Source organism: Streptomyces sp. ML-6 (genome assembly GCF_030116705.1).
Taxonomy (GTDB): Bacteria; Actinomycetota; Actinomycetes; order Streptomycetales; family Streptomycetaceae; genus Streptomyces.
Genome location: NZ_JAOTIK010000001.1, coordinates 3148540 through 3173623 on the forward strand (window position 1 = coordinate 3148540; position 25084 = coordinate 3173623).

Annotated in this window: 19 protein-coding genes and 1 pseudogene; 9 read left to right on the forward strand and 11 right to left on the reverse strand. The window is 72.4% G+C overall.

The features are described from left to right. Positions 1 to 7: 7 nt before the first annotated feature. The gene (locus OCT49_RS13640; protein WP_283855791.1) at positions 8 to 475 is read right to left on the reverse strand and encodes a hypothetical protein; all 468 of its coding nucleotides are present in this window, start codon (positions 473 to 475) and stop codon (positions 8 to 10) included. Between the two features lie 458 nt (positions 476 to 933). Here OCT49_RS13640 and OCT49_RS13645 point away from each other — a divergent pair, with 458 nt between their 5' ends. Together OCT49_RS13645 and OCT49_RS13650 are read left to right on the forward strand one after the other, a co-directional pair. Next, a complete protein-coding gene (locus OCT49_RS13645; protein WP_283852142.1) occupies positions 934 to 2550 on the forward strand; it encodes a DUF8823 domain-containing protein in 1617 nt (538 codons plus the stop codon). A gap of 360 nt (positions 2551 to 2910) precedes the next feature. Next, positions 2911 to 3309: an acetyltransferase gene (locus OCT49_RS13650; RefSeq protein ID WP_283852143.1), complete on the forward strand. Its 399-nt coding sequence runs from the start codon at positions 2911 to 2913 to the stop codon at positions 3307 to 3309. A gap of 72 nt (positions 3310 to 3381) precedes the next feature. Here OCT49_RS13650 and OCT49_RS13655 read toward each other — a convergent pair whose 3' ends face one another. Then, entirely contained in the window at positions 3382 to 5916 is a 2535-nt protein-coding gene (locus OCT49_RS13655) for a D-alanyl-D-alanine carboxypeptidase family protein (RefSeq protein ID WP_502963373.1), read from the reverse strand. 182 nt (positions 5917 to 6098) lie between these two features. Here OCT49_RS13655 and OCT49_RS13660 point away from each other — a divergent pair, with 182 nt between their 5' ends. The 3 genes and pseudogenes from OCT49_RS13660 to OCT49_RS13670 all read left to right on the forward strand — a co-directional run bounded on the left by OCT49_RS13660 (position 6099) and on the right by OCT49_RS13670 (position 8569). Further along, positions 6099 to 6821 carry a GOLPH3/VPS74 family protein gene (locus OCT49_RS13660; RefSeq protein ID WP_283852144.1) on the forward strand — a complete coding sequence of 241 codons (723 nt, stop codon included), beginning with the start codon at positions 6099 to 6101 and terminating at the stop codon, positions 6819 to 6821. 290 nt (positions 6822 to 7111) lie between these two features. After that, positions 7112 to 7981, forward strand: a pseudogene (locus OCT49_RS13665) (helix-turn-helix domain-containing protein). Between the two features lie 381 nt (positions 7982 to 8362). Beyond that, a complete protein-coding gene (locus OCT49_RS13670) occupies positions 8363 to 8569 on the forward strand; it encodes a DUF397 domain-containing protein (RefSeq protein ID WP_283852145.1) in 207 nt (68 codons plus the stop codon). Positions 8570 to 8753: 184 nt separating this feature from the next. Here the strand turns inward: OCT49_RS13670 and OCT49_RS13675 are convergent, their stop codons facing one another. Then, positions 8754 to 9593, reverse strand: a complete 840-nt coding sequence (locus tag OCT49_RS13675; RefSeq protein ID WP_283852146.1) for a hypothetical protein — start codon at positions 9591 to 9593, stop codon at positions 8754 to 8756. 122 nt (positions 9594 to 9715) lie between these two features. On the opposite strand from OCT49_RS13675, the gene OCT49_RS13680 reads away from it, so the two are divergent. Further along, positions 9716 to 10498, forward strand: a complete 783-nt coding sequence (locus OCT49_RS13680) for an SDR family oxidoreductase (protein WP_283852147.1) — start codon at positions 9716 to 9718, stop codon at positions 10496 to 10498. A gap of 65 nt (positions 10499 to 10563) precedes the next feature. Here the strand turns inward: OCT49_RS13680 and OCT49_RS13685 are convergent, their stop codons facing one another. The 3 genes from OCT49_RS13685 to OCT49_RS13695 form a co-directional block, all read right to left on the reverse strand. Next, on the reverse strand, positions 10564 to 11679 hold the full coding sequence (locus tag OCT49_RS13685) for an ADP-ribosylglycohydrolase family protein (protein WP_283852148.1): 1116 nt from the start codon (positions 11677 to 11679) through the stop codon (positions 10564 to 10566). A 265-nt stretch (positions 11680 to 11944) separates the two neighbouring features. After that, positions 11945 to 14305 (reverse strand): tetratricopeptide repeat protein, encoded by a 2361-nt coding sequence (locus OCT49_RS13690; protein ID WP_283852149.1) that lies wholly within the window; start codon positions 14303 to 14305, stop codon positions 11945 to 11947. Positions 14306 to 14381: 76 nt separating this feature from the next. Beyond that, positions 14382 to 15701 carry an MFS transporter gene (locus tag OCT49_RS13695; protein WP_283852150.1) on the reverse strand — a complete coding sequence of 440 codons (1320 nt, stop codon included), beginning with the start codon at positions 15699 to 15701 and terminating at the stop codon, positions 14382 to 14384. A gap of 48 nt (positions 15702 to 15749) precedes the next feature. Here OCT49_RS13695 and OCT49_RS13700 point away from each other — a divergent pair, with 48 nt between their 5' ends. Beyond that, on the forward strand, positions 15750 to 16205 hold the full coding sequence (locus OCT49_RS13700; protein WP_283852151.1) for a helix-turn-helix domain-containing protein: 456 nt from the start codon (positions 15750 to 15752) through the stop codon (positions 16203 to 16205). 195 nt (positions 16206 to 16400) lie between these two features. Here OCT49_RS13700 and OCT49_RS13705 read toward each other — a convergent pair whose 3' ends face one another. From OCT49_RS13705 to OCT49_RS13725, 5 genes are all read right to left on the reverse strand, one after another. Then, complete coding sequence (locus tag OCT49_RS13705) at positions 16401 to 17132, reverse strand: MgtC/SapB family protein (RefSeq protein ID WP_283852152.1); 732 nt, start codon at positions 17130 to 17132, stop codon at positions 16401 to 16403. Positions 17133 to 17664: 532 nt separating this feature from the next. After that, positions 17665 to 20247, reverse strand: a complete 2583-nt coding sequence (locus OCT49_RS13710) for a bifunctional FO biosynthesis protein CofGH (protein ID WP_283852153.1) — start codon at positions 20245 to 20247, stop codon at positions 17665 to 17667. A gap of 142 nt (positions 20248 to 20389) precedes the next feature. Next, positions 20390 to 20881 (reverse strand): nuclear transport factor 2 family protein, encoded by a 492-nt coding sequence (locus OCT49_RS13715; protein ID WP_283852154.1) that lies wholly within the window; start codon positions 20879 to 20881, stop codon positions 20390 to 20392. A 53-nt stretch (positions 20882 to 20934) separates the two neighbouring features. Further along, a complete protein-coding gene (locus OCT49_RS13720) occupies positions 20935 to 22155 on the reverse strand; it encodes a sensor histidine kinase (RefSeq protein WP_283852155.1) in 1221 nt (406 codons plus the stop codon). An 11-nt stretch (positions 22156 to 22166) separates the two neighbouring features. Beyond that, positions 22167 to 22901, reverse strand: coding sequence for a response regulator transcription factor (locus OCT49_RS13725; RefSeq protein WP_283852156.1), 735 nt, complete (start codon positions 22899 to 22901; stop codon positions 22167 to 22169). Between the two features lie 205 nt (positions 22902 to 23106). Between OCT49_RS13725 and OCT49_RS13730 the strand changes: the two genes are divergently transcribed. Further along, positions 23107 to 23802 (forward strand): M15 family metallopeptidase, encoded by a 696-nt coding sequence (locus OCT49_RS13730; protein ID WP_283852157.1) that lies wholly within the window; start codon positions 23107 to 23109, stop codon positions 23800 to 23802. 114 nt (positions 23803 to 23916) lie between these two features. After that, entirely contained in the window at positions 23917 to 25083 is a 1167-nt protein-coding gene (locus OCT49_RS13735; protein ID WP_283852158.1) for an endonuclease/exonuclease/phosphatase family protein, read from the forward strand. Position 25084: the final 1 nt, after the last annotated feature.

Genomic DNA, 25084 nt, shown 5'->3' on the forward strand with positions numbered 1-25084 from the left:
GCGGACGTTACGGGTGGTGGCGCTTCGTCGTCCGGTCGGACGCGGAACCGGGCGTGCCGCCCGCCGGCAGCGCGCCCACGCAGTCCGCGTAGTAGGCCGACTCCGCAGTGTGGAAGGCGAGTTGGCGGAAGGTCCAGCCCTTTCCGGGCGACCGGTCGAGCTGGTCGGGCGTCAGCGCGCCCAGGCGGTTCGCCCAGATCCTGGCCAGCCGGGTGAGTCTGCTGCGCGCCTCGTCGAGGTCGGCCCCGGTGAACGGCGCGAGGTCGGCCGCGGTGGTGATCGTCGAGGCGTGCCAGTGGTCGGGGCGCGTCTCCTCGCCGACGAGCCGGGCCTCCAGCTCCGCGAGGTGGTCGACCATGTGGTCGGCGACGCGGCGGATCGCCTTGTGCGGGGTGTAGAGCCTGTCACCGGCGGGGACGGGGCGGCCGTCCCACGCGGTCCAGGTCCCGGCGAGGGCCAGGACGTGGTCGACCATGTCCGTCACTACCTGCGCGGGGTCGCGGTCGTCCGTCGCCGGCACCTCGTCGGGGGCGTCGGGCACATCGGGTACGTCGAGGGCATCGGGTACGTCGGACACATCGGGTCCGTGCTTCGTTCCGGTCATGGTCCGACGCTAGGGCCGGGACGTTTCGGCCTCCGCCGAACCATGGTGGCCGGGCGCGGGACGGCTCCCGAAGGAGCCGCAGCAGGAACCACGGCGGGGGCCACAGCAAAGGCCACGACGGGGCAGCGGCGGGCGGGGGGCCGTCGCGGACTTCACAGTCCCTGCCGGCCACCGGAACCCAGCCGTTAGCGTCTACCCCACAGAACTCGTCCACCCGACCGGAACGGAACGCCGCAGTGACCTCTGCCGAGCTGTCCCCACGTCGCCCCTTCCCGCGACGCGCACACGACCCCGCGAAAGCGCGCTGGGGGCGGCTCGGGCGGCTTCCCATGCCGCTCCTGGTCACCCTCTGCTTCCTGCCGCTCTACGGCGTCTGGTGGGCGGCCCTCGCGACCGGCGGCGGCGACCTCGCGGCCCAGGAGGCCTGGGCCGAGTTCGCGAAGATGTACCCCGGTTCCGCCTACAACCTCTTCTGGTACGGCGGACTGCACACCGTGAACTACAGCGTGATCTCGCCCTATGTGATGGCGGTCCTCGGTGTGGTGCCCGTGACCCTGCTGTCCGGGCTCTCGTCGTCCTGGCTGGCCGCCGCACTCGTCGAGCGCAGCGGGCTGCGCAGGCCCCTGTGGCCCTCGCTCGTGGTGGCCTTCTCGCTGTGGTGCCAGGTGGTGTCGGGGCGGTCGACGTTCATGCTGGGCACGGCCTTCGCGCTGGGTGCCGTGCTGGCGATCGTCAGCGGGCGGCGCCTCGTGGTCGCGGTCGTCTGCGCGGCGCTCTCCACCATGGGCAGCCCCGTCTCCGGGCTGTTCCTCCTCGTGGTCGGCGCGGCCCATCTGCTGTGCCGCGAGTGGGGGAGGGCCGCCGCGCTCGTCGTGCCGCCGGTCGTCGTCGTCGCGCTGACCACCCTGCTGTTCCCGTTCGAGGGCGAGCAGCCCATGGCGTTCAACCGGATCTGGCCGCCGGTGATCCTGTGCGCGGTGATCGTGCTGACGGCGCCGCGCGACTGGCGGGTGGTGCGGTTCGGGGCGGCGGTGTACGCGCTCGGCGTGGTGCTCTGCTACCTGATCGCCTCGCCGATCGGGACGAACGTCGAGCGGCTCACCGAGCTGGCGGCCCCCGTGACGCTGCTCGCCATCCTGGTCAACGGCCGCGAACGGGGCGAGGCGGACGCGCCCCCGGAGCGGCTGTCGTTCACCTGGTTCACGCCCCGGCGCCAACGGGTGGGCTGCTCCGTCGCCCTGGTCCTCTCCCTGCTCTGGCTGTCCGGCAAGACGATCGCCGACATCGTCACCAACACGAAAGTGCCCGACTACGCCGTCAAGACCGAGGGCGTGGTCGCCGAACTCCGCAAGCTGGGCAGCGAACGCACCCGGGTCGAGGTCGTCCCGGCCCGCGACCACCGGGAGGCGGCCGTCCTCGCCCCCCACGTGAACATGGCCCGCGGCTGGAACCGGCAGGCCGACGTCGAGCGCGGGCGGCTGTTCTACGAGGGACACGGCGGGACCAGCGTGCCCCCGGGCACCTTCTCCGCCGCCTCCTACCGCGCCTGGCTCTCCCAGTGGGCCGTGGGCTTCGTCGTGCTCGCCAACGGCCGGCCGGACGGCCCCGCGGAGCTGGAGCACGACCTGGTGTCGAGCGAGCCCGACTACCTGGAGCGGGTGTGGGAGGACGACAACTGGAAGATCTACCGGGTGAAGGACGCGACCCCGCTGGTGAGCCGGCCCGCCTCGGTGGTGAACTCCGACGGGGCCAGCCTCGTGGTCGACATGCCGAAGCCCGGCTCGGTGACCGTGCGGGTGGCGTACTCCCCGTGGCTGTGGGCGGACAACGGCTGCCTGGCCGCGGACGGCGAGTTCACCCGGCTGACCGTGAAGAAGCCGGGCGAGGTCCGGCTCGGCTCCGCGTACGGCGGCCCGTCGAACGGCGTGACCCCCGAGTGCCCGTGATCGGTGCCCGTCGGGGGGCATGAGCCCGGGGGGCCGTGAACGCGAGGGCGTGGCGCCCGGGGCAGAGCCGCACGGTACGGGGTGCATGCCTCCGTAGCGGGATACCGGCCGCCGAACTCGGCCCGAGCACCCTGCGCCGCGAGGCCGTCGGCAGGACCGGACGGCGATTCCGTTGCTCCCGGGACGGCCCGCGCAGCCCCCGGCCGAGTTCGCACACTCTGCAGGGTGCTGAGCCCGAACGGGCTCAGCACCCTTACGCACAGCCCGGGAACAAGTGGCCGAAACGCATCCTGTTATCGATCAAACACAACACGTAAGCTTCGTGAAGATCAACTTCCCAAAAGCGAGGAGTTCTTCCACATGCGTAAAGCCCGCGTGTTCACACTTGCCGCCGCGACCGGCACGCTGATCATCGCCGGTACGGCGGCTCCGGCCTACGCGGCGCCCAGCCCCGCGTCCCTCTGCGGTTCCGGCTACAGCGTCATCGATTCACATGCGCTGTCCTCAAGCCCCGCAGCAACGACGTACCTCCTGTGGAACGGCAGCACAAACTGCGTCGTCACCATACGAGGAACCGCAGGCGGCTCCACCCTGATGCACGCAAAGGTCAAGGTGGAGGGCGGCAGCTGGAAGGTGGACGAGGGCGACTACACCTCGTACGCCGGCCCCGTCCGGGTCGCCGGAGGCGGCAAGTGCGTGATGTGGGGCGGTGGCATCAACGAAGCCTCGTACACCAGCGGCTGGGAACACTGCGGCTGATCCCATGAACGGACGGTGGTTCCCGGGGCCGAGCCCCGGGAACCACCGTCCGTTCATTGTTGATGCAGCGGGTCAGCCGAGCCGGGTCAGCTTCTGGCCGAATCCCGGGGCCTTCAGTTCCTCCTGGAGGGCCACCGGCGCACTGACCTTGCCCGGCCCGGTGCCCACGGTCACCACGCCCACCTCGGTGCCCGCCGACGCGCTGTGCGGGATCTTCTTGCCGTTGTCCGAGAGGGAGAGCTCGACCTTGAGGCCCGGCCAGCCCTTCGCCTTCAGGTTGCGGGTCGCGACCACCGCGGCACGGCCGCCGAGGCCGTCGTCCACGTATCCGACGACGTCCCCCTTCTTCACCACCTGGGCCGATGTGACCGCCTTCTGCGCGCCCTTGATCACCTTGAGGCTGTTCTGCAGCGACATGGCGAGGCTGTCGTACGGCTGGCCGGTGCCCGCCTGCTGCCCCATGACGGCACCGTAGATCCAGAGCGTCTTGCCGTCGACGACGGTGTTCGCGGACCAGAGCAGGTTGCCGCCGGCCGGGGTGGACGAGCCGGTCTTGATGCCGCTCACGCCCGGCTCCAGCAGGAGGGTGTTGTTGTTGTAGATCACCTGGTCGATGCCCGGGATCTCGATCTGCGGGGTGTCGACGATCTTCCGGAACACATCGTTCTGCATGACCGCCCGGGCCAGCTTGATCTGGTCCTCGGCGGTGGAGACGGTGGCCTTGTCCAGGCCGCTGGGGTCGGTGTAGGTGGTGTTCGTCATGCCGAGTTCCTTGGCCGCGGCGTTCATCTTCGCCACGAACTCCTTCTCGGACGGGGAGTCCCAGCGTGCCAGCAGGCGCGCCGCGTTGTTGCCCGAGGGAATCATCAGCAGCTGGAGCAGCTGCTTCTGCGTGAACTGCTGGCCCTTCTTGATCGGCGCCGTCGACTCGTCGTCGCGCTTGGACTCGTCCTCCGCCTGCTGGTCGACGGTGATCTTCTCACCCTCTTCCTTGCCGGTCAGGGGGTGGTTCTTGAGGACGACGTACGCCGTCATGACCTTGGCGACGCTGGCGATGGGTGCGGGCTTCTGCGCCCCCGAACTGCCCATCGAGCCGACGCCGTCCACGCTCACCGCGGACTGTCCCTGCGACGGCCAGTCGAGTTCCAGGCGCTGCCCCTCGAAGGTGTAGGTGGACTTCACCGACAGGCTCAGCACGGGGTCCGGGAGCGGGCGCATCATCTGCACGATCGCAAAGACGATCAGCAGGAGCAGCACCAGCGGGGTCCAGATCTTGACCCTGCGGACGGCGGTGCGGACCGGGGTCTCCGGCGGCGGGGGCGTGTTCGTCAGCTCGGCCAGCAGGTCGAGCGGCGGCTTCGGCGGCATCGGCTGCTGCGTGGTCCGCTCGGCAACGCCCAGCGATGCGGGGGGCGGTGTGCCGGGCGTCGCGGCGGGGGCGGGCGCCTCGGACCGGCGCGGCGCCGCCGGCGCGGGTCGTACGTCGTCCCCGCGCAGGGGTACGAACTTGCTGGTCCGCTCGGCGGAGGACTCGGGCTTCGAGGCGGACTCCGACGCCTGCTTCGAGTCGGGCGAAATGACCTTCAGCGCGGTCGTCGGCTGGTCGACCCGGGCCGCGGTGGGCGCCCTGAAGATGGCCGTCGGCTGGTCGACCTCGTTCTCGTTCTTGTCGTCGCCGCCGGTGTCGTCGCCGTCGGTGTCATCACCGGCGTCCTTGTCAGCCTTCTTGGCGTCCTTGTCAGCCTTGACGTCCTTGTCCGACCCGGCGTCGGACTCGGCCTCGGACTTGGACTCGGCAGCAACTGCGGCCTTCTCGTCCTTCGCAGCCTTCGCGTCGGCGGCGTCGGCCTCGGCGGCGCGGGACTCGGACGTGTCGGCCTTCGCCGCGTCCGTATCCGCGTCCGGCACCTCCGAACCGGCCTCGGCCCTGACCTCGGTTTCAGAATCGGACTCGGGCTTGGGCTCGGCCCTGGACCCGGCAGGCTCCGGGGCATCGCCCTCCGCGGGCTCGTTCACCGCGGCGGCGCCGGAACCGGGCTCATCGGCGTCGGAACCGGCCGCGTCGGCGTCTCCGCCTTCATCCGTGACCTCGGACACGTCCGCATCCGCGCCTCCAGGAGCCCCAGAGGCCCCCTCCCGGCCTCCGGCACCCTTTCCGGCATCCTTCGCCCCATCGGCGTCCGCGGCGCCCTCAGGGCCCTCAGAGCCCTCGGGCTCCTCGGCGTCGGCCCCGGCGCCGGTCGCACCGGGCTCCTCCGAGTCCTCGTGGTCCTTGACGACGTCCTCGACGTCCTCGACACCCTCGACACCCTCGACGACGTCCTCGGCCGACGGCGCGCGGAAGACGGCCGTGGCCTTGTCCGTCCCGACACCATTGGTCCCGCCAGCGCCCCCGGCGCCCTCACCCTCGTCGTCGCCGTCGGCCCCGGCGAGCGCTCCCGCGCGGAACACGGCCGTCGCCGTGTCCGTTCCTCCCGCGGTCTCGTCCTTCGCGGACGGTTCACGGAAGACGGCAAGCCGCGGATCGCTTTCACTCCGAGCCGTTCCCGACGACTTCTGCTGCTCCGACTTGTCGGGGGACTCGCCCGCCACCGATGCCTCCTCCATGCGGCACGGGGGACGCCCCCCGCGCTGTCCGAAACCATCTACCAGTGTCCTGTGTGAACCACCGGCCCGACTGCAAGACGAGAACGACATACCTACTGGTTCCCGTACAAAGCACCCAGGCACTCTCGACAGACCAATGTGAGAGGGGTCACCCTGTCATTCATCCACGCGGGGAGGCATGGATGGGCAGGAGCCGCAGAACAATTCCGGAGGAGCTTCTGCTGCTCGCTCTGGACCCGACCACGGGTACCACAGCGCAGCCGCAGTCGCTCGACCTCGGCCTCGCCGGGGCTCAGCTAGTGGAGCTGGCTCTGGCAGGACGGATAGCCCCTGACGGGGATCGTATCGCCGTGGTGATGCCACGGCCGACAGGAGATCCGACTCTGGACTCCGCACTGGAACTGCTGCGCCGACGCGGCAGCCCGGTCCGGGCGGTCCACTGGATCGGCGGGCCCCGGCTGGGGCTGCGTCAGATCTACCTCGCTCATCTGGAGCGGTGCGGCATGGTGCATGCCGTGGCGGGCCAGATGTGCGGAGTGCTGCCGACGACTCGCTACCAGGCGACGGACACGGCAATCAGCCGGGACATCAGAGCCAGGCTGGACAGTGCGATCCGCACCGGCGTACCGCCGGACCCGCGGACCGCGGCGCTCGCCGCGCTGGCCCACGCGGTCGGACTCGGCAAGCACCTGTACCCCGGGAACGAGGGGCGTTCATCGCGCTCCCGGCTCCGGGACCTGATCAGGCACGACCCGATGGGCGGTCTCGTGGCGCACGCCGTGATGGACGTCCAGAACGGGGCGGTCGCACAGCCGCGCCGCAGCCAGGCGGCCGGAGTCCCGTTGCAACCGCAAGTGCAGTCGCAGTCCCGCCGCGGCGGCATGGCGCGCATCGCGGCCCACTAGGACCGCGCCGACGCGCCCGCACCGCAGCACACCGCACCACCGCAGCACATGACGCCACCGCACCACCCGCACCACGGCGTCGCTGCACCACGACACCACGGCACCAATCGAATACCGCCGCACCGTCGTCCCCAAGACCCGGTTCGGGAGCCGCACCAAGCGCGGGGCAGCCGAGACATCGGCTGCCCCGCGCGCATGCGTGTGTCCATTTTCCAGCGCGACCGGGGGGATTGGTGGCAATCTGCTCAGCAGTAGATACGCACAGCTACATAGCCGGAGGTGCCGTTTCCGTGCCGTCCAACGTCAATCCCACCGTCAGGCGACGCCGATTGGGCCAGGAACTGCGCCGACTGCGCGAGCTCAAGGGCATGACCGCCGAGGAGGTGGCGGAGCGGCTGCTGGTGTCGCAGTCGAAGATCAGCCGCCTGGAGAACGGCCGCCGTTCCATCAGCCAGCGCGACGTCCGCGACCTCTGCGGGGTGTACGAGGTCGTGGACCACCGTATCGTCGACTCGCTCATGCAGATGGCCAAGGACTCCCGCCAGCAGGGCTGGTGGCACGCCTTCGGCGACATCCCGTACAGCGTCTACATCGGTCTGGAGACCGACGCGGAGTCGCTGCGGGTGTACGAACCCCAGGTGGTCCCGGGCCTGTTGCAGACCCGGGGCTACGCCGAGGCGCTGATCAACGGCGCGTTGCCGGAGGCCCCGCCGAGCGAGATCGACAAGCGCGTCAGCGTCCGGGCCCGCCGCCAGGACCGGATCACCGACCCGGAACACCCGCTGCGGCTGTGGGCGGTGATCGACGAATCCGCGCTGCGCCGGCTGGTCGGCAGCAAGCAGGTGATGATCGAGCAGCTGGAGCAACTGATCGAACTGTCCCGGCTGCCGCACGTGACCGTGCAGGTGCTGCCGTTCGAGATGGGCGCGCACCCCGGCATCAACGGGTAGTACGCCATTCTGGAATTCCCGGACGCGGCGGACTCCAGCGTCGTCTACATCGAGGGCGTCACCAGCGACCTCTATCTGGAGAAGGCGAACGACGTCCAGCGGTACAGCGTCATGTACGAGCACCTGCGCGCACAGGCGCTGAATGTGGAACAGACCCGGCACTTCATCGCCGAAATCGCGAAGCAGTACACCGAACTCCCCGGCGTGTGACCGGACCATGCGCCCCATGTGCCCCATGAGATGCACGCGATGACACGCACCCGCGACGGCATACATCCGATCCGTACGGCCGAACAGCGCGAACAAGCCGTGCGGACGAGAAACACCTCGGGCCTTCCGGCCATGAATTCCGGACAGCCCGAATGCCCCGCGAAGTCCGTAATGTGGAAAATGAAGTGATGTTACGGGAGGGGCGGCGGGAGAATACACTGCCGCTCACCCGTAGCGGAAGATGTGCAGAACACATACCACCCGGTCGAGTGAACACCCCCTTCGCCCAAGTGGTGGGACGAGTAGCGTCGATCACGCCAAACGGAACACCGGCGGAACGCCGTTGGTGTCATTCACGCGACTCTTTGAACCGGAGTGAAAATGGCCATTCGTCAGGGTGCTACGGACAAGTGGACGAAGTCCTCGTATTCCGGGGGCAACGGCGCCTGCGTCGAAGTCAAGTCCCCTCTCGTGCAGGCAATTGACGTACGCGACTCGAAGGCCCCCGAAGGCCCCTCGATCACGTTCGTCCCCGCCGCGTGGAACGCATTCGTGCGTGACGTCGGCAAGGGTTCCTTCGACGCCTGACCGATGAATTCGCGCGCTCGCATCACAGCGCCTTTCCGGTGTTGTTGTCAGCCCTCTCGACTGGTCCGCCGTCCTGGCCGAGGGGGCTCGGCGCCCGCCCCGCAGGAAGTCATGCCGGAAGTACCGCAGGAAAACCCACGGGGCCTCCCTCAGGAAGTCCCGCGGGAGGCCCCGCAGGAAGCGCTCAGCGCAGCCGGTCGACGTACAGATCGGTTCCCGGCACCGTCGGTATGAACGGTGCCACCAGCTCCACCCGCCCCAGGCCGGATTCCGCGACCGCCGCGTCGAGTCCGGCGAAGTACCCGGCCCGGCACTCCCCCGGCTCCTCCTGGAGGAACCACAGCAGGGTCAGCCGGGTGTCGACGCCCTCCACCTGCTTCACATAGGCCATCCGGTCTCCGGGCAGGGGCGTGGGACGGAAGACGGTCACCATCGCCGCCGGGGACCCCGCCAGCCGCTCCGGCAGGTGTCGCGAGCACAGCCATTCGAGCAACTCGGCCCGCTGCTCCGGGCCTTCGGCGTCGATCACTTCGAGGACCAGCCCGCGGTAGGGGTGGTCCAGGGCGTGGAAGTCCCGGGGCCCCTCGGCACCGTCCCGGTAGACCGTCGCCTCGTGGTGCTGGAACGAGGTGAACACATGGGTGCGGTCCCGGTGGACGCGACCGTCCCGGTCGAGCCGTTTGTTGATGCCGACGGTCCACCTCATGTGGTCGTCGTAGCGCCCCTCCGTCACCCAGTACACGGACAGGTAGCAGCCGGCCCCGACCGGCTCCGCGACCGCGGAACGCTCCGGATAGCGCAGCTCCCGCAGCTCACGGGTGGCCACCCAGCGGCGCCCGGCGAACATCCAGGGCATCGCCATCGCGCCCGCGTAGTAGTGGTCGTCCTCGTACCAGCGGTTGTACGCGCGCTCGTGGCCCGGGTGCGGTTCGACCAGGGTGATCAGCGCGTGGCCGGGACGGACCCCGTACGGCCCCAGCGCGGCCAGTTCGCCGTAGGTGGCGCTCCGCGTCTCGTCGCTCATGCCGTTCCCCTTCCGTACTCGGCGGCGACGCCCTACTCTGACGCACCGTCAGAAAAACTGCCAGGGTGCAGAACCACGCCGTACTGCCAGGGTGCAGGACCGACGCCGTCCGGAGGCCGCCGATGTCGCTCGCGGGGAAGACCGTCGTCGTGTCCGGGGTGGGGCCCGGGCTCGGGCACCGGGTCGCTGCGGCGGTCGTGCGGGAGGGCGGGGACGCGGTGCTCGGGGCGCGTACCGCCGCGCATCTCGCCGGCTCGGCGGCGCGGATCGACCCCGGGGGCCGGCACACCGCCCATCTGGCCACCGACATCACGGACGAGGCGCAGTGCGGGGCGCTCGCCGCGCTGGCGCTGGAACGGTTCGGGCGGCTCGACGCGGTGGTCCACGTCGCCGCCCTGGACAGCCATTTCGGCGGGGTCGAGGACGCCGACCTCGACACCTGGCGGCCGGTGCTCGACGTCAACCTGCTCGGCACGCTGCGGATGACCCGCGCCTGTCTGCCCGGTCTCAAGGAGCGGGGCGGCTCGGTGGTGATCATCGGTACGCAGTCCTCGGTGGCCGCGCCGTCCCGGGTGCGGCAGGCGGCGTACGCGGCGTCGAAGGGGGCGCTCACCTCGGCGATGTACTCCATGGCGCGGGAGTTCGGCCCGCACCGCATCCGGGTCAACACGGTGCTGCCGGGATGGATGTGGGGCCCGCCGGTGCAGGCGTACGTACGGTCCACGGCGCGGGCCGAGGGAGTGAGCGAGGCCGAGGTGCTGAGCGGGCTCACCGAGCGCATGGCACTGCCCGAACCGGCCACGGACGGCGATGTGGCGGAGGCCGCCGTGTTCCTGGCATCGGACCGGGCGCGGGCGATCACCGGGCAGTCCCTGCTGGTCAACGCCGGTGAAGTGATGCGATAGCCCCGGCCGGGGTCCTCGCCCCGCCCCCGTCTCCCGTACGGGCTACAGGCTACGGGCTACGGGCTTCAGCCACGCGGGTAGCGGGCCAGCCAGCCGGGGGCGGCGGCGGAGGGGCCGTGCAGGGCCGGGCCCTGGGTCATCTCCATGGCGAAGTCGTCGGCGAGCTCCAGCAGGGTGGCCCGTCCCTCCAGTTCGACGAGCCAGGCGGGCGGCAGCGCGGTCTCGCCGTGCAGCGCGCCGAGGAGCGCCCCGCACAGGGCCCCGGTGGCGGCGGACGGCCCGCCGTGGTTGACCGCCAGCCGCAGCCCGTGCCGTACGTCCTCGCTGACCAGCGCGCAGTACACGGCGACGGCGAGCACCTCCTCGGCCGAGTCCGTGTCGCCCAGCGACTCGATCAGGGCCGGGCCCGGAATGCCCTGGCGCACGGTGCCGAGGGCCTGCTTCAGCGCCTCGGAGACCGGTTCGTGGCCGGGTTTCCCGGCGAGCAGGGCCAGCACGTGCTGGACGGCGCCGTCCAGGGTCTCGCCCCGGGTCAGCGCGTGCACCATGACGGCGAAGGCCCCCGCGGAGAGCAGGGCGACGGGGTGGCCGTGGGTCTGGGCGGCGCACTCGACGGCGAGCTGGAGGACGAGTTCGGGCTCCCAGCCGACGAGCAGCCCGAACGGCGCGGACCGGGTGAGGGCCGCCGAGCCCCGGGCGGTGGGGTTCTTGGGCTGGTCGAGCGTGCCCATGGTGGGGTCGCCGAAGCCGGTGAGGCATTCCCGGGTGGGGCTCCGGCGGGCGTACAGCCACTCCTGCCGGGCGAGCCAGCCGTCCTCCGTGCGGCGCTCGTCGGGCCCCCAGTCGTGCTGCGTGGCCGCCCAGCGCAGATGGGCGCGGTGGACATCGGTGGGCGGGTGCCAGGCCCCGATGTCGCGGCGGACCTGGGCCCGGATGAGGCCGTCGACGGTGAACAGGGTGAGCTGGGTGATGGCGGTGACGGTGCCCCGCGCGCCGTGCACGGGCACGAGATCGGTGACGGCCTCGGCGCCGTGGGTCTCCCGGATCTCCTCCAGCGCGAGGTCGTGGACCCCGGCCCCGAGCGCGTCGCCGACGGCCCCGCACAGCAGCGCGCCGCGCACCCGGCTGCGGAAGTCCTGCTGCTCGGCACGGCCCCAGACAGCCGTGGTTCCTGTGGTCACCGCGCCCCTCTTCCCCGTCGGCCCGACCGCGACTTCGCAGCACTGTAATCGAACGGGAACGGTGGGTCGGGGGCCCGGAAACGGGTACGCGTGGGTATGTGGACGGACGTCCCGCAGGTCGTTTTTGACCGGTGGACGCGGGCGGGGGGGCGTACGGACCGGGGCGCCGGGACGTACGGGTCGGGCCTCGCGGACCGGGCGTACGGACCAGGGCGTACGGACCGTGCGTTCGACCGTTCGACGAGTCGGCCAGCCGGCCAGTGGGTCAACCGGTCAGCCGGTCCCGCTGCTCCCGCGCCCACGCGTACTGCGGGTCGATCTCCAGCGCCCGGTCCAGGTCGGCCAGGGCGTCGGCGGTGCGGCCCAGTTGTTCGTACGCCAGCGCCCGGCTGCCCAGGGCCCAGGCGTAGGCCGGGTCCAGGGCGAGCGCCCGGCCGTACTCGGCGACGGCCTCCTCGTGGCGCCCCGCCGCCCGGTACACCTCGCCCCGCTCCCCCGCCGTCCCGGCCCGCCCCGGGGCCAGTTCCTCGGCCCGGTCCAGGTCGGCCAGGGCGCCCACCGGGTCGCCCAGGGCGGAGCGGACCTGGGCGCGGCGGACGAGCGCCCAGTGGTACTCCGGCCGCAGGGCGATCGCCCGGTCGAAGTCGTCGAGCGCCTCCTCGTGCCGGCCGAGCCGGTGCCGCACCAGGCCCCGGCTGCCGAGCGGCACGGCGTCGGCCGGGTCCATGGCGTGCGCCCGGTCCAGCACGGCCAGGGCCTCCTCCAGCCGCCCCATCCGCCGGTAGGTCTCGCCCCGCTCCCGCACCGCCCAGGCCCAGTCGGGCGCGATCTCCTCGGCCCGGTCCAGGTCGGCCAGGGCCTCCTCGTACCGGCCGAGCGCCCGCAGCACGACGGCCCGCCCCTGGAACGCCCGGGCGTTGCGCGGGTCCACCGCAACGGCCCGCCCGTGGTCGGACAGCGCGGCTTCGGCCGCACCGGCCCGGAAGTGGTCCCAGGCCCGCGTCACGAGGGCGGTCGCCCGGTCGGTGTCGGTCAGTTCGGCGCGGGTCAGCAGCAGCCCGAGGGCGGCGGCGACGCGCGGCCCGTGGTCGGTCAGCGCGGTCAGCAGGTCCCGCCCCCAGTCGCGCAGTACGGCGCTGTCGGCGTCCTCGCCCGCCTCCGCGAGGGTGCGCGCCCAGTGCCGGGCGGCCACCGGGTCCTGCCCGCAGGCGTCGATCCCGGCGCGCAGCGCGTCGGGGAGCGCGGAGCGCGGGTGGGCGCAGAGCCGGTGGTACAGCGCGTCGAGGGCCGCCTCGCGCCAGGGCTCCTCGGTCCAGAGCCGGTCCGGGGCCACGCCCTCGGCCGCCCGGTCCCGGCGGGCGGCGAAGGCCCCGGCCAGGCGCTCGTGCGCCTCGGCCCAGCGGCGGGGCGAGGCGGTGCGCTCCAGCCGGAGCATCGGGGCGCGGACCACGTCGTGGTACCTGGCCCGGCCGGTGTACCGCCCGGCCACGAACGGCAGTTCGTTCAGCCAGTCGTGGAGTCCGGGTCCGGCGTCCGGCGCCGCCACGGCGACCAGGTCCTCGTCCAGCCGCCGGGGCAGGGCGCAGGCCAGGGCCGCCGCGCGCCGCCCGGGGTCGCTCTCCGCCGCGAGGAACCGCTCGACGGCCGTCGCGTTCGCGTCCTCGAACGCGCCCGGGTTCGTGGCGAGCGTGGACACCAGGACCGGCAGCCCGCCGGAGAGCCGCAGCACCTCCCGTACGACGGTCTCGTCCAGGACCCCTCTGTCGGTGAGGAGTCGGCGCGACTCCCGTTCGGTGAACGGGGCCAGCGGTACGTCCGCCGCCAGCCGGCCGTGCCCGGACCAGCGCACGGGGTCGAGGCGGCGCTGCCCGGCGAGGGTGAGGACGAGGTTCGCGGGGAGGTTCCCGTAGCGGTGCGGGGTGAGCAGGTCGGTCAGCCAGCCGTCGAGCACCGGGGCGGTGCGCTCGTAGGTGTCCAGGAACAGCGTCACCCAGGGGACGGTGTCCGCGACCCGCTCCAGCTCGGCGACGAACACGGGCGTGAGGACCCGTACCGGTTCCGCCAGGAGCCCCGCCTCCTCCTGCCGGGCCCGCCCGCCGAACACCGCGCGCAGTCCGCCCGCGCCCCGCGCCACCGTCGCCGGGTCGAGGCCCCCGGCCAGCGCCCCCAGTACGGGGATCGTCCCGGCCACCATCAGCCCGGCCTGCGACGCGGCCAGGGCGCCCGGGGAGGGTTCTCCGTCGGCGGGGGCGGCGGCGGCCTCGTGGAGCTGCCGCCGGTACGTGGTGAGCAGCCGGTCCAGCGCCTTGAGCGGGTGCCCCTGCCCGGCGAACTGCGCGGCCACCGCGGCCAGTACCTCGGGTATCGACTCGGCCGCGTCGTCGACCCACGCGGTCAGCGCGCCCGACTCCCTGGCGGCCCGCTCCCATTCGCGTACGAGGGACGTCTTGCCGACCCCCGCGTTCCCCCTGACGTGGAACACGAAGCGGTGCCGCGGGTCCTCCGGGGGCACCTCGAAGTTGGCGCGGAACAGGGCGAGTTCGTCCTCCCGGCCGACGAAGGCGGCACGTCGGTGCCCGTCGACGATCTCCTGGAGGGACAGGCGGCGCGGACCGGTCGGAGGCATGCCCCCAGTCTGCCAGCGCCCGCTTCCGCCCCAGTCGCGGACCGGGTGCACGGCGGGCCGGGGCGTGCGGGCCGGGTCAGTCCCGTGCCGGCCGGTCGTGGCCCGCGCGCATGCTCGCCGCGGCGCTCGGCAGCAGCACGCCCGTGAGGACGAGCAGGGGTACGGTCCAGCCTCCCGTGGCGGTGTGCAGCGCGGCCGCGGCGACCGGTCCGGCGGCGGCGAGCAGGTAGCCGCCCGTCTGCGCCGCCGTGGACAGCGCGGCGACGTGATCGTGGTCCCGGCCCCGTTTCACGTACAGGACCCCGGACACCGCCTGGCCGCCGCCGAGGCCCGCGCCGAGCACGAACGACCAGAGCGCGGGGGCGGCCGCGGGGGCGGCGAGCAGGCCCGCGTACCCGGACGCGCAGACCAGGAGCACCACGAGGAGGTGGGGGCGCTGGTCGGTGCGGGCCGCGGCCAGCACCGGGGTGAGGAAGCCGCCGACCGCGACGCCGACGATGAACAGCGACTGCATCGTCCCGGCCGTCCCCTCGGCGACCCCGGAGGCCACGAGGATCGCGGGCAGCCAGGCGAGGGTGGTGTAGAAGAGCAGGGTCTGCAGGCCGAAGAAGACGATCAGGCTCCACGCGAGTCCCCTGTCGCCGCCGAGCCCCCGGCCACCGCCGAGGCCCTTGTCGCCGCCGAGGAGGCGCACCCGGACCCGAACCCGTTCCGGCTTCACATCCCTTTTCCCGTAGCGCAGTTGAGGGGCGATGCCGAGGGCCGCGAGGGCGGCGGGGATCACGGCGACGCCGATGGCGGGCTCCCACGCGTGCCCGGCGGCCCGCCACACCGGCACCATCAGCGCCGCGACGATCGCCGAACCCGCCCCCATCGACAGGGCGTAGACACCCATCATGACGCCGGCCCTGCGCGGGGCGAACCGGCTGCGCACGAACACGGGTATCAGCACGTTCACCACGGCCGTGGCCACGCCGACCAGGGCGGTGCCGACGAGGAGGCCGGGCATTCCCAGCATGCGCACGACCGCCCCGGCGAGCAGCAGGACGCTCGCCGCGAACAGGCCGCGCTCCTCGCCGAGCCGCCGCCGCACCAGCGGGACGACCGGGGCGAAGGCCCCCATGCAGAGCGGCGGCAGCAGGCCGAGCAGGGTGACGGCCCCGGTCCCGAAACCGGCCACGGGCGCGAGCGGGCCGAGCTGCCCGAACGCCACCCGGGTGTTCAGGCTCAGCAGGACGAAGCCGGTCACGAGGAGCACGGCCGAGGCGGTGGCGGACGGTTCGCGGAAGAGGCGCCGCGGGGCCGGACCGGGCGCACCGGGGGTCCGGACGGCGGACGGGGAAACGGGCACGGGCACGGGGACCTTCCAGGGAGGGACGACCCCTTCAGCGTTCATGCTCAAGTAAGCTTGAGCGCAAGTGCGGCCGGGCGGTGGAGGTGTCCGATGGAGGACTTGTACTCGATCAGCGAGGTCGCCGACGCGTTCGGGCTCACCGTCCCGACCCTGCGGTTCTACGAGGAGCGCGGGCTCGTCCGGCACAGCGAGCGCCGGGGCCGCGTCCGGTACTACAGCCGCGAGGACCTCGCCCGGCTCGCCTACGTCCAGCTCTGGCACGACGACGGGATGCTGACCCTCGCCGAGACGGGGGCCGTCGTCGGCAGCGAGAAGGCCGCGGACCGCCTCGCGCTCGTCGCCGGGCAGCGGGACGCGATGCTCCGGCGGATCGAGAAGCTGAACCGCGCGGTGGCGGTCCTCGACCACATGCTCGGCTGCCGCACCGACCGGGCCCTCGACTGCCCGATGACCGGCGGCTACATCCGGGACCGGGTCGACGCCGCGCTCGCCGGAGTCCCGTACGAGGGCGACTTCCTGCCCGCGAACGGCCCCGGACCGGAGTGAACCGGCCCCGGCCGACCCGGACCTGACCGAATCGGCCCCGGCTGCCCCGATCCCGGCCGGCCCGACTCCGGCCGACCCGACCTGGACCGAACCGGCCCCGGATGCAGCCGCCGGGCGGCTTCTCCTCGCCCGGACGGATCGGGGATCCGGAGGAGGACATTGCCCCGCCCGCCGCTCCTCCGCGGAATGCCGGTGTCAGGCCAGGATCTCGCAGTCGGCCCGGGCCTGGTCGTCGTGGTCGGTGAGGTGCCAGTGCAGATCACGGACGCCCGGCTCCAGGGACAGGCGGGTGACGAGCTGTTCCATGGGTTCGCCGGGGGCGCCGTCGATGGAGACCGTGGCTTCCATGGCGGTGATGTCCTCCCTGTCGTGGCGGATGTGCAGACCGGTCAGCCGGGGGGTGGTACTGCTGAGCAACTGGATGAGCAGGACGCGGACATGGGGCTCGTCACGGCGGTCGCAGATGACGTGGAAGGTGGCGCGCGTGGCGGTGTCGGCGTTGCTCTGCGGGGTCCGGTCGATGAGCCGACTGGCGGGGCGCAGGATCAGGTGGATGGTGACGACCGCGCCCGCGCCGAGCAGGGCGAGGGTGAGCCGCCCGGAAGCGGCGAGCACACCGGCTGCGGCCGAGCACCACAGGGTGGCGGCGGTGTTGAGGCCACGGACGTCTCCGCCTTCGCGGAGGATGACGCCGCCGCCGATGAAGCCGATGCCGGACACCACGTAGGAGGCGACCCTGGTGGGGCTGTTCGGGTCGTCGATGGCCTCGCTGTAGAGGACGAAGAGGGCCGCCCCGGCGGCGACGAGGGCATTGGTGCGCAGTCCGGCGATGCGGTAGCGCCACTGACGCTCCATGCCGATCAGGGCGCCGCAGCCGACTCCGGTGGCGAGCCGAAGAATGAAGTTGAACGTGGTCAGGCTCTGCATGACGGCGCCTCCTGGCGGTCCGGGGTCTCGGACCAGGTCGTGGGCTGGAGGAGGAGGAATTCCAGGTGGTTGCCGCCCGGATCCCGGCCGGAGAAGCGGCCGGGTCCGCCCCGGGCCGGCTGACGCCCCGGACAGCGGGTACACCGTGCTGTTCGAGCCGGACCGCGAGGGCGTCGACACCGGTCACGGAAATCTTTCCCGACGCCATGCACCGTGGCGCGGCGACGGGCATCACCCGATCATTTCCGGATGACTGGGGGAAACAGAGTGATGACTACGTTAATTTCAGAAAGAAGGACGGCGCAATCACCATTTCGGGTATTTGCCGACAGGTTCTTCACGAGGTACTCGCGAGGCGTGCACAGCAGTCCACTCGGGTCAACTCGGGTCGACTTGAATCAACTCGGGTCAACTCGGGTCGACTCAAGTCAACTTGAGTCGACCCGAGTTGACCCGAATCAAAAAGACCCCGCCCGGCCCACGGCGGTTCCGCCCGGACCCCGGGCTCTCGGGCCGGACCCCGGGGCGCGGCTCAGTCCGGCAGCAGCGGCAGCAGCTCCGGGAGGTGCCCGTCGGACGCCTCCGCCGCCCGCTGCCGTTCCTGCGGGACCTCCCCGTACAGCGTCGTGCGCGGCTTCGCCGGGCGGCCGGCCAGGTCGGCGATGGCGACGAGGTCCCGGACCGACCGGTACGAGCCGTAACTCGACCCGGCCATGCGGGAGATGGTCTCCTCCATCAGCGTGCCGCCCAGGTCGTTGGCGCCCGAGCGCAGCATCTCGGCCGCGCCCTGCGTACCGAGCTTGACCCAGCTGGTCTGGATGTTGGTGATGTGCGGGTGGAGCAGCAGCCGGGCCATGGCGGTGACGGCCCGGTTGTCCCGGTCGGTCGGGCCGGGGCGGGCGATGCCCGCCAGGTAGATCGGGGCGTTGGTGTGGATGAACGGGAGCGTGACGAACTCCGTGAAGCCGCCGGTCTCCTGCTGGAGCCGGGCCAGGGTCCGCAGGTGGCCGAGCCAGTGCCGGGGCTGGTCGACGTGCCCGTACATCATCGTGGACGAGGAGCGCAGGCCCACCTCGTGGGCGGTCCTGATGACCTCCAGCCAGGTCGCCGTCGGCAGCTTGCCCTTGGTGAGGACCCAGCGGACCTCGTCGTCCAGGATCTCGGCCGCCGTGCCGGGGATCGAGTCGAGCCCGGCCTCCTTCGCCGCGGTCAGCCAGTCGCGGATGGACAGCCCGGTGCGGGTGGCGCCGTTGACGACCTCCATGGGCGAGAAGGCGTGCACGTGCATGCCGGGCACGCGTTCCTTCACCGCCCGCGCGATGTCGAAGTACGCGGTGCCGGGCAGGTCCGGGTGGATGCCGCCCTGCATGCACACCTCGACCGCGCCGACGTCCCACGCCTGCGCGGCCCGGTCGGCGACCTGGTCCAGGGAGAGGCTGTACGCGTCGGCGTCGGTGCGCCGCTGGGCGAAGGCGCAGAAGCGGCAGCCGGTGTAGCAGACGTTGGTGAAGTTGATGTTCCTGGTGACGATGTACGTGACGTCGTCGCCGACCACGTCGCGGCGCAGGGTGTCCGCGATCCGGCACAGCTCGTCGAGCGCCTCGCCCTCCGCGTGGAACAGGACGAGCGCCTGCTCGTCGGTGAGCTTCGTCGGGTCGTCGGCGGCCTGCCCGAGCGCGGCCCTCACGTCCGCGTCGATCCTGGACGGGACCATGCCGGGGGCGGCGGACTCGCGCAGCGCGTCCCAGTCCCCGTACACCTCGTCGAAGTCCTCGCGGCGGTCGCCGGTGCGGCCCTCGGTGTCGATGGTGCGGTGCAGGTCGGTGCGGCCGGTGGCGCCGAACTCCTCGTCGGGCTCCTGCCAGGGCAGCCCGGTGGGGATCGCGCCCTCGCGGGCGAGCCCGGTCCCCGGGTCGGCGAGCGCCCGCACGTGCGGCAGCAGCCGGGGGTCGAGCCAGGGCTCGCCGCGCTTGATGAACTCCGGGTAGATGGTGAGCCGTTCGCGGAGCGTGAAGCCCGCCTCGGCGGTCCGCGCGGCGAGTTCGTCGATGTGCGGCCAGGGGCGCTCGGGGTTGACGTGGTCCGGGGTGAGCGGTGACACCCCGCCCCAGTCGTCGATGCCCGCGCCGACGATCAGCGCGTACTCGGCGTCGACGAGGTTCGGCGGGGCCTGGATGCGGGCGGACGGGCCGAGCACGTGCCGGGCGACGGCGATGGCGGCGGCCAGCTCCTCCAGCTCGGCGTCCGGCATGCCGCGCATCGCGGTGTCGGGCTTGGCCCGGAAGTTCTGGACGATGACTTCCTGGATGCCGTGGTAGGCGCGGGCGGTCCGGCGCAGCTCGAAGAGGGAGTCGGCGCGCTCCTCGTACGACTCGCCGATGCCGATCAGGATGCCGGTGGTGAACGGCACGTTGGAACGTCCGGCGTCCTCCAGGACCCGCAGGCGTACGGCCGGTTCCTTGTCGGGGGAGCCGTGGTGCGGGCCGCCGGGCTCGGACCACAGCCGGGTCGCGGTCGTCTCCAGCATCATGCCCATGGACGGGGCGACGGGCTTGAGGCGCTGGAGGTCGGTCCAGCCCATCACCCCGGGGTTCAGGTGCGGCAGCAGCCCGGTCTCCTCCAGGACCCGGATCGCCATGGCGCGCACGTACGCCAGGGTGTCGTCGTACCCCTCGGCCTCCAGCCACTCCCGCGCCTCGGGCCAGCGGTCCTCCGGCCGGTCGCCGAGCGTGAACAGGGCTTCCTTGCATCCCATGGCCGCGCCCTCGCGGGCGATGGCCAGCACCTCGTCGGGCGACAGGAACATCCCGTGGCCCGCGCGCCGGAGCTTGCCGGGGACGGTGACGAAGGTGCAGTAGTGACACTTGTCACGGCAGAGCCGGGTCAGCGGGATGAAGACCTTGCGGGAGTACGTGATCACCCCCGGCCGCCCCGCGGCCTCCAGCCCGGCGTCGCGCACCCGGGCGGCCGAGGCCGCGAGGTCCGTCAGGTCGTCGCCCCGCGCCTGGAGCAGGACGGCGGCCTCGGTCACATCGAGGGCAACACCGTCGCGGGCCCGCTTGAGGGCACGCCGCATGGCATTGGTGGTCGGACGTCCGTGCTGAGGATCCTTCATGGGCTCGAGCATACGAGCGCCCCCCACGCCCCGGACCAGGGCAGCTGCCTCCCGCCCCGCTCGGGGACGGCTCGGGGACGGCTCCGGCCCGCTTCCCGGACCGGCCCCGGCGTCCGCCCGGGAGCGGACGTCACCGCCCCGGTCAGGCCGCGGGAGCCGCCGGGGCGGCGAGGGCGAAATCTTCCGGCAGGCGGGGAGGGGTGCCGCGGGTCCACACCACCCGCAGGGCCGAGGCGGAGATCCGCCAGCCGTCGGCCGTGCGGACCAGTTCGTTGTCGGTGTGGCCGGCGGAGACGAAGAGTTCGCCCGGGCCGTCCGCCAGGACGTGGGTGCTCAGCTGGGCGCCGCGGGCGGTGGCCCGGTCGCCGTCGATCTCGATGACGGCGTTGGTGCCCAGGTGCACGGTCCGGTCGAACAGCGCCATTCCCCGCCGGACGCGGGACAGCAGGGCGTCGCGGCCGTGCACGGTGCCGAGGGGCATCTCCGCGGTGACGTACTCGGTGTGGAACGCACGCGCCCACTCCTCGTCGAAGACCCCCGCGTCCAGGGAACGCAGGTAACGGTCCAGCAGGTCGGTGATCTCGGCACGGTCGGTCAGGGCTCGCAGCTGTCGCCGCATCTCTTCGATGTCCATGACGGAAGGCTCCTTCCCCAAGCGCGCTTGAGGTCAAGTCGTCCGTCCCGCGTTCATCGCGACGGGCGTGCGCCGTCCTGTCCGGGGCCGGGCAGCGACACCCGGACGGTGAGCCCTCCGCCGGAATTGGGGGTCAGGGTCAGTTCCCCGTGGTGCGCGCGGACGATGCTGGAGACGATCGTCAGGCCGAGGCCGTGGCCGCGGCGGGTGGGGTCCTTCTCGGCCAGGCGCCCGCCGCCGCGCAGGAACGGCTCGGTGAGGTGGTCGACGGTGTCGGGCAGCAGCGGTCCGGTGTTGGTGACGGTCAGGAGGGCGCGGCCGGGGCGCACCGGGTCGGGGCCGACGGTCAGGGCGAGCGATCCGCCCGTGGGCAGGTTGTGCCGTACGGCGTTGTGGAGCAGGTTCAGGACGAGCTGGCGCAGCAGTACGCCGTTGCCGGTGACCGGGGCCGGGTGGATGCCGGCGGAGAGGGTGACGCCCCGCGTTTCGGCCTCCTCGCGGACGGTCTCGACGGCGCCCCGTGCGGTGTCGGCGAGGTCGAGCCCTTCCTCCGTGGCGGGCGGGGTGTGGTCGAGGGCGGAGAGCTGGAGCAGGGCGTCGGTGATGTCGATGCCGCGCTGGTTGGTCTCGCGGAGCCGGGAGACGAGGCGCCGGTAGTCCTGGCCGTCGGGGTCGGCGACGGCCACGTCGAGCATGGTGCGGCTGACGGCGAGGGGCGTGCGCAGTTCGTGCGAGGCGTTGGCGGCGAACCGCTGCTGGGCCTCGAAGGACCGCTGGAGGCGGGCGAGCATGTCGTCGAAGGTGTCGGAGAGTTCGGTGAACTCGTCGCGCGGGCCGGTGAGTCCGATGCGGTGGTCCAGGGAGCCGTCGGCGGCCCGGCGGGCCGCCCGGGTGATGTCCTGGAGCGGGCGCAGGACGCGGCCCGCGATGAGCCAGCCCGCGCCGAGCCCGAGCAGCGCGAGGAACAGCAGAACAACACCGGACGCCTTGACCAGGGCCTGGAGGATGTCCGGGCGGGTGGCGACGGCGGCGGCCTGCGGATTCACGTCGCCCAGCGGGTAGTTGGGCACGAAGCGCAACGCCAGGTAGACCACGACCAGGCTGAACGCCCCGGCGACGAAGACGAACAGGGCGTAGGTGAGGGTGAGCTTCATCCGGGCGGTCAGCCGCCGTGGCCGCTTGGACGGCGCCGGGCCCCCGGCGGCCGCTCCGGCGCCGCCACCTGTCCCGGTGCCGCCGCCGGCCGTACCTGTGCCGCTGTCCTGGTGGGCCACGGTCCCGCTCCTCATCGCTCGCGTCCCGTCGTCCCGTGCTGCCCGGCTGCCGTCCCGCGCTGCCCAACGGTCCCCTGCTGTCCGGCCTGCTCGCCGAGGCGGTATCCGACGCCGGGCACGGTGTGGATGGGCGACGGTTCGCCGAGCCGTTTGCGGAGCGTGGACATGGTGATGCGGACCGCGTTGGTGAACGGGTCGGCGTTCTCGTCCCAGGCCCGCTCCAGCAGCGTCTCCGCGCTGACGACCCCGCCCCGCGCGGTCATGAGGACCTCCAGGACGGCGAACTGCTTCCTGGTGAGCGCCACGTACTTCCCGTCGCGGAAGACCTCGCGCCGGAACGGGTCCAGCCGGATTCCGGCGTACTCGAGGACGGGAGGCGTGCTGTCCTTGGGCCGACGGGCCAGCGAGCGGAGCCGTACGACGAGTTCCTTCAGGTCGAAGGGCTTCGTCAGGTAGTCGTCGGCGCCCAGCTCGAACCCGGCGACCTTCTCGTTGAGCATCCCCGCCGCGGTCAGCATGAGCACCCGGCAGCCGAGGCGCCGCTCCACGATGATCCGGCACACGTCGTCGCCGTGCGTGCCGGGGATGTCGCGGTCGAGCACGACGACGTCGTACTCGTTCACGTCGAGGCGTTCCAGGGCGGTGTCCCCGTCCCCGGCGATGTCGGAGGCGATGGCTTCGAGCCGCAGCCCCGCCTGCACCGCCTCGGCGAGGTACAGCTCGTCCTCGACAATCAGCACCCGCATCCGGTCTCTCCTGCTCCGTGCCTCGCCCGGCAGGTCACCGGACCGTTCGTACGTTCCTTGCGGAAACGGTACGGGGACATCCAAGCGGTACGGGGTTATCGAAAACGTATCGGGAAATCGAAACGGCCCGACAACACGGCCCGGCGTTCACTCGGGGCATCGGTCGGCGGCACCCGCCGCCCCGCCCAGATGTCCGGAGGAGACCATGCACGACGACCCCGCCGCGAACCGCCGCGCCCCGGCCGCGAACCGCTTCACCACTGCCGCGCGCCGCTCCCCCGGCCGGACCGCGGCCGGGGCCGGCGCGGCCGCCGTGCTGGTGCTGGTGCTGACGGCGATCTGGGGCACGCCCACCCGGAGCGAACCGGCCGCGCGGGCGGCCACGACGGCGGACCACGGGCCGGACGACGGCGGAGCGTCCTCGGACACCGCCCCGGAGAGCACCGATGGCACCGGCACCGGCACCGACAGCAGCAGCGGCCGTTCGGACGGCCGCGCGCTCACCCCCTTCGACACCCACCACCCGGCCATCAGCCGCCTGGACAAGCGCCTGCTGAAGGCCGTGCAGGAAGCGGCCCGGGACGCACGCGACGACAACATCGAATTCCAGGTCACCTCCGGCTGGCGTTCCATGGAGCACCAGCAGCGTCTGCTGGACGAGGGCATCGAGAAGTACGGGAGCGTCGAAAAGGCGAGGCAGTTCGTGAAGCCCCCGGAGAAGTCGACCCACGTGTCCGGGAAGGCGGTCGACATCGGCCCCACCGACGCCGACGACTGGCTCATCCGCAACGGCTCCGACTACGGCCTGTGCCAGGTCTACAGCAACGAGATGTGGCACTTCGAGCTGCTCACCACCCCGGGCGGCACCTGCCCCCAGCCCCTGACCGACGCGGCCGGCTGACCGGCGATGCGTTCAGCCCGTGAGTCGACGTGTGAGCCGGCGTGCGAGTCGGCGTGCGAGCCACCCCGTGAGCCGGTCCACGAGCCGGTGCCGCTCCCTTCCGAAGGACATGCCATGGCCGATCTGCGCGAGGACCCCTACCCGGACGTGTACATCGGAGGCGGTTTCTCCGACCCCTCCGAGCCCGTCATCTCCGAGCTCATCGCCCCCGAGCCCGTCACCCCCAGCACCCCCGGCCCCACCGAGCCGTCGAGCCCCACCGGACCGCTGCCGGAACTCCCCGGAACGCCGCCGGAACTCCCCGGACCGGGTACCGCCATGTCCTCGCCCGCCGGTCCCGCCCGGTACCTCCCGAAACGGCTCGGGGACCACATCCTGGGCGTCGTCGCGGTGGTCACGGGTCTCATGCTGGTCGGCCACTCGCTGGTGCCCAACGAGCCGGGCAACCTGGGCAGCCTGCTCGAAACCGTGCTGCCCTGGATCGGCCTGACCGTACCGGCGCTGCTCCTGGCCGCCCTGATCCGCAGGTCCGTCCCGGCCGTCATCGCCGCGCTCGTGCTCGGCGCCGTGTGGGTCGCCCTGTTCGCGCCCCTGTTCCTCGGTGGAAGCGGCGGGAACGGTACGGGCGGGCCGAACCTGACCGTGATCACCCACAACGTCAAAGCCGACAACCCCGACCCCGCCGCGACCGTCCGTACGCTGCTGGCCGCCGACCCCGACCTGGTGGCCCTGGAGGAGATCACCGACCAGGCCCTGCCCGCCTACCGCAAGTCGCTGGACCGACGGCTCCCCCACTCCGTGCACATCGGCACCGTCGCCCTGTGGAGCCGCTACCCCATCACCGAGTCCCGGCGCATCACCATCGATCCCGGCTGGAGCCGCTCCCTGCGCGCCCTGGTCCAGGGGCCGAAGGGCCCCCTCGCCGTCTACGTGGTCCACCTGCCCTCGGTCCGCGTCGGCACGTCCGGCTTCGCCACCGGCCGGCGCGACGAGACCCTCGGCGCCCTCGTCCGGGCCATCGACGACGAGCGGCAGAAGAAGGTGCTGCTGCTGGGCGACCTCAACGGCGCCACCACCGACCGCAGGCTCGAACCGCTGACCTCCCGGCTGGCGTCGGTCGAGGGCAGCGGCGGCAGCGGCTTCGGGTTCAGCTGGCCCGCGGTCTTCCCCCTCACCCGCATCGACCACATCCTCACCCGGGGCGTCACCCCCACCGACGCCTGGACCCTCCCCTCCACCGGCAGCGACCACCGCCCGGTCGCCGCCGGGATCAGGGCCTGAG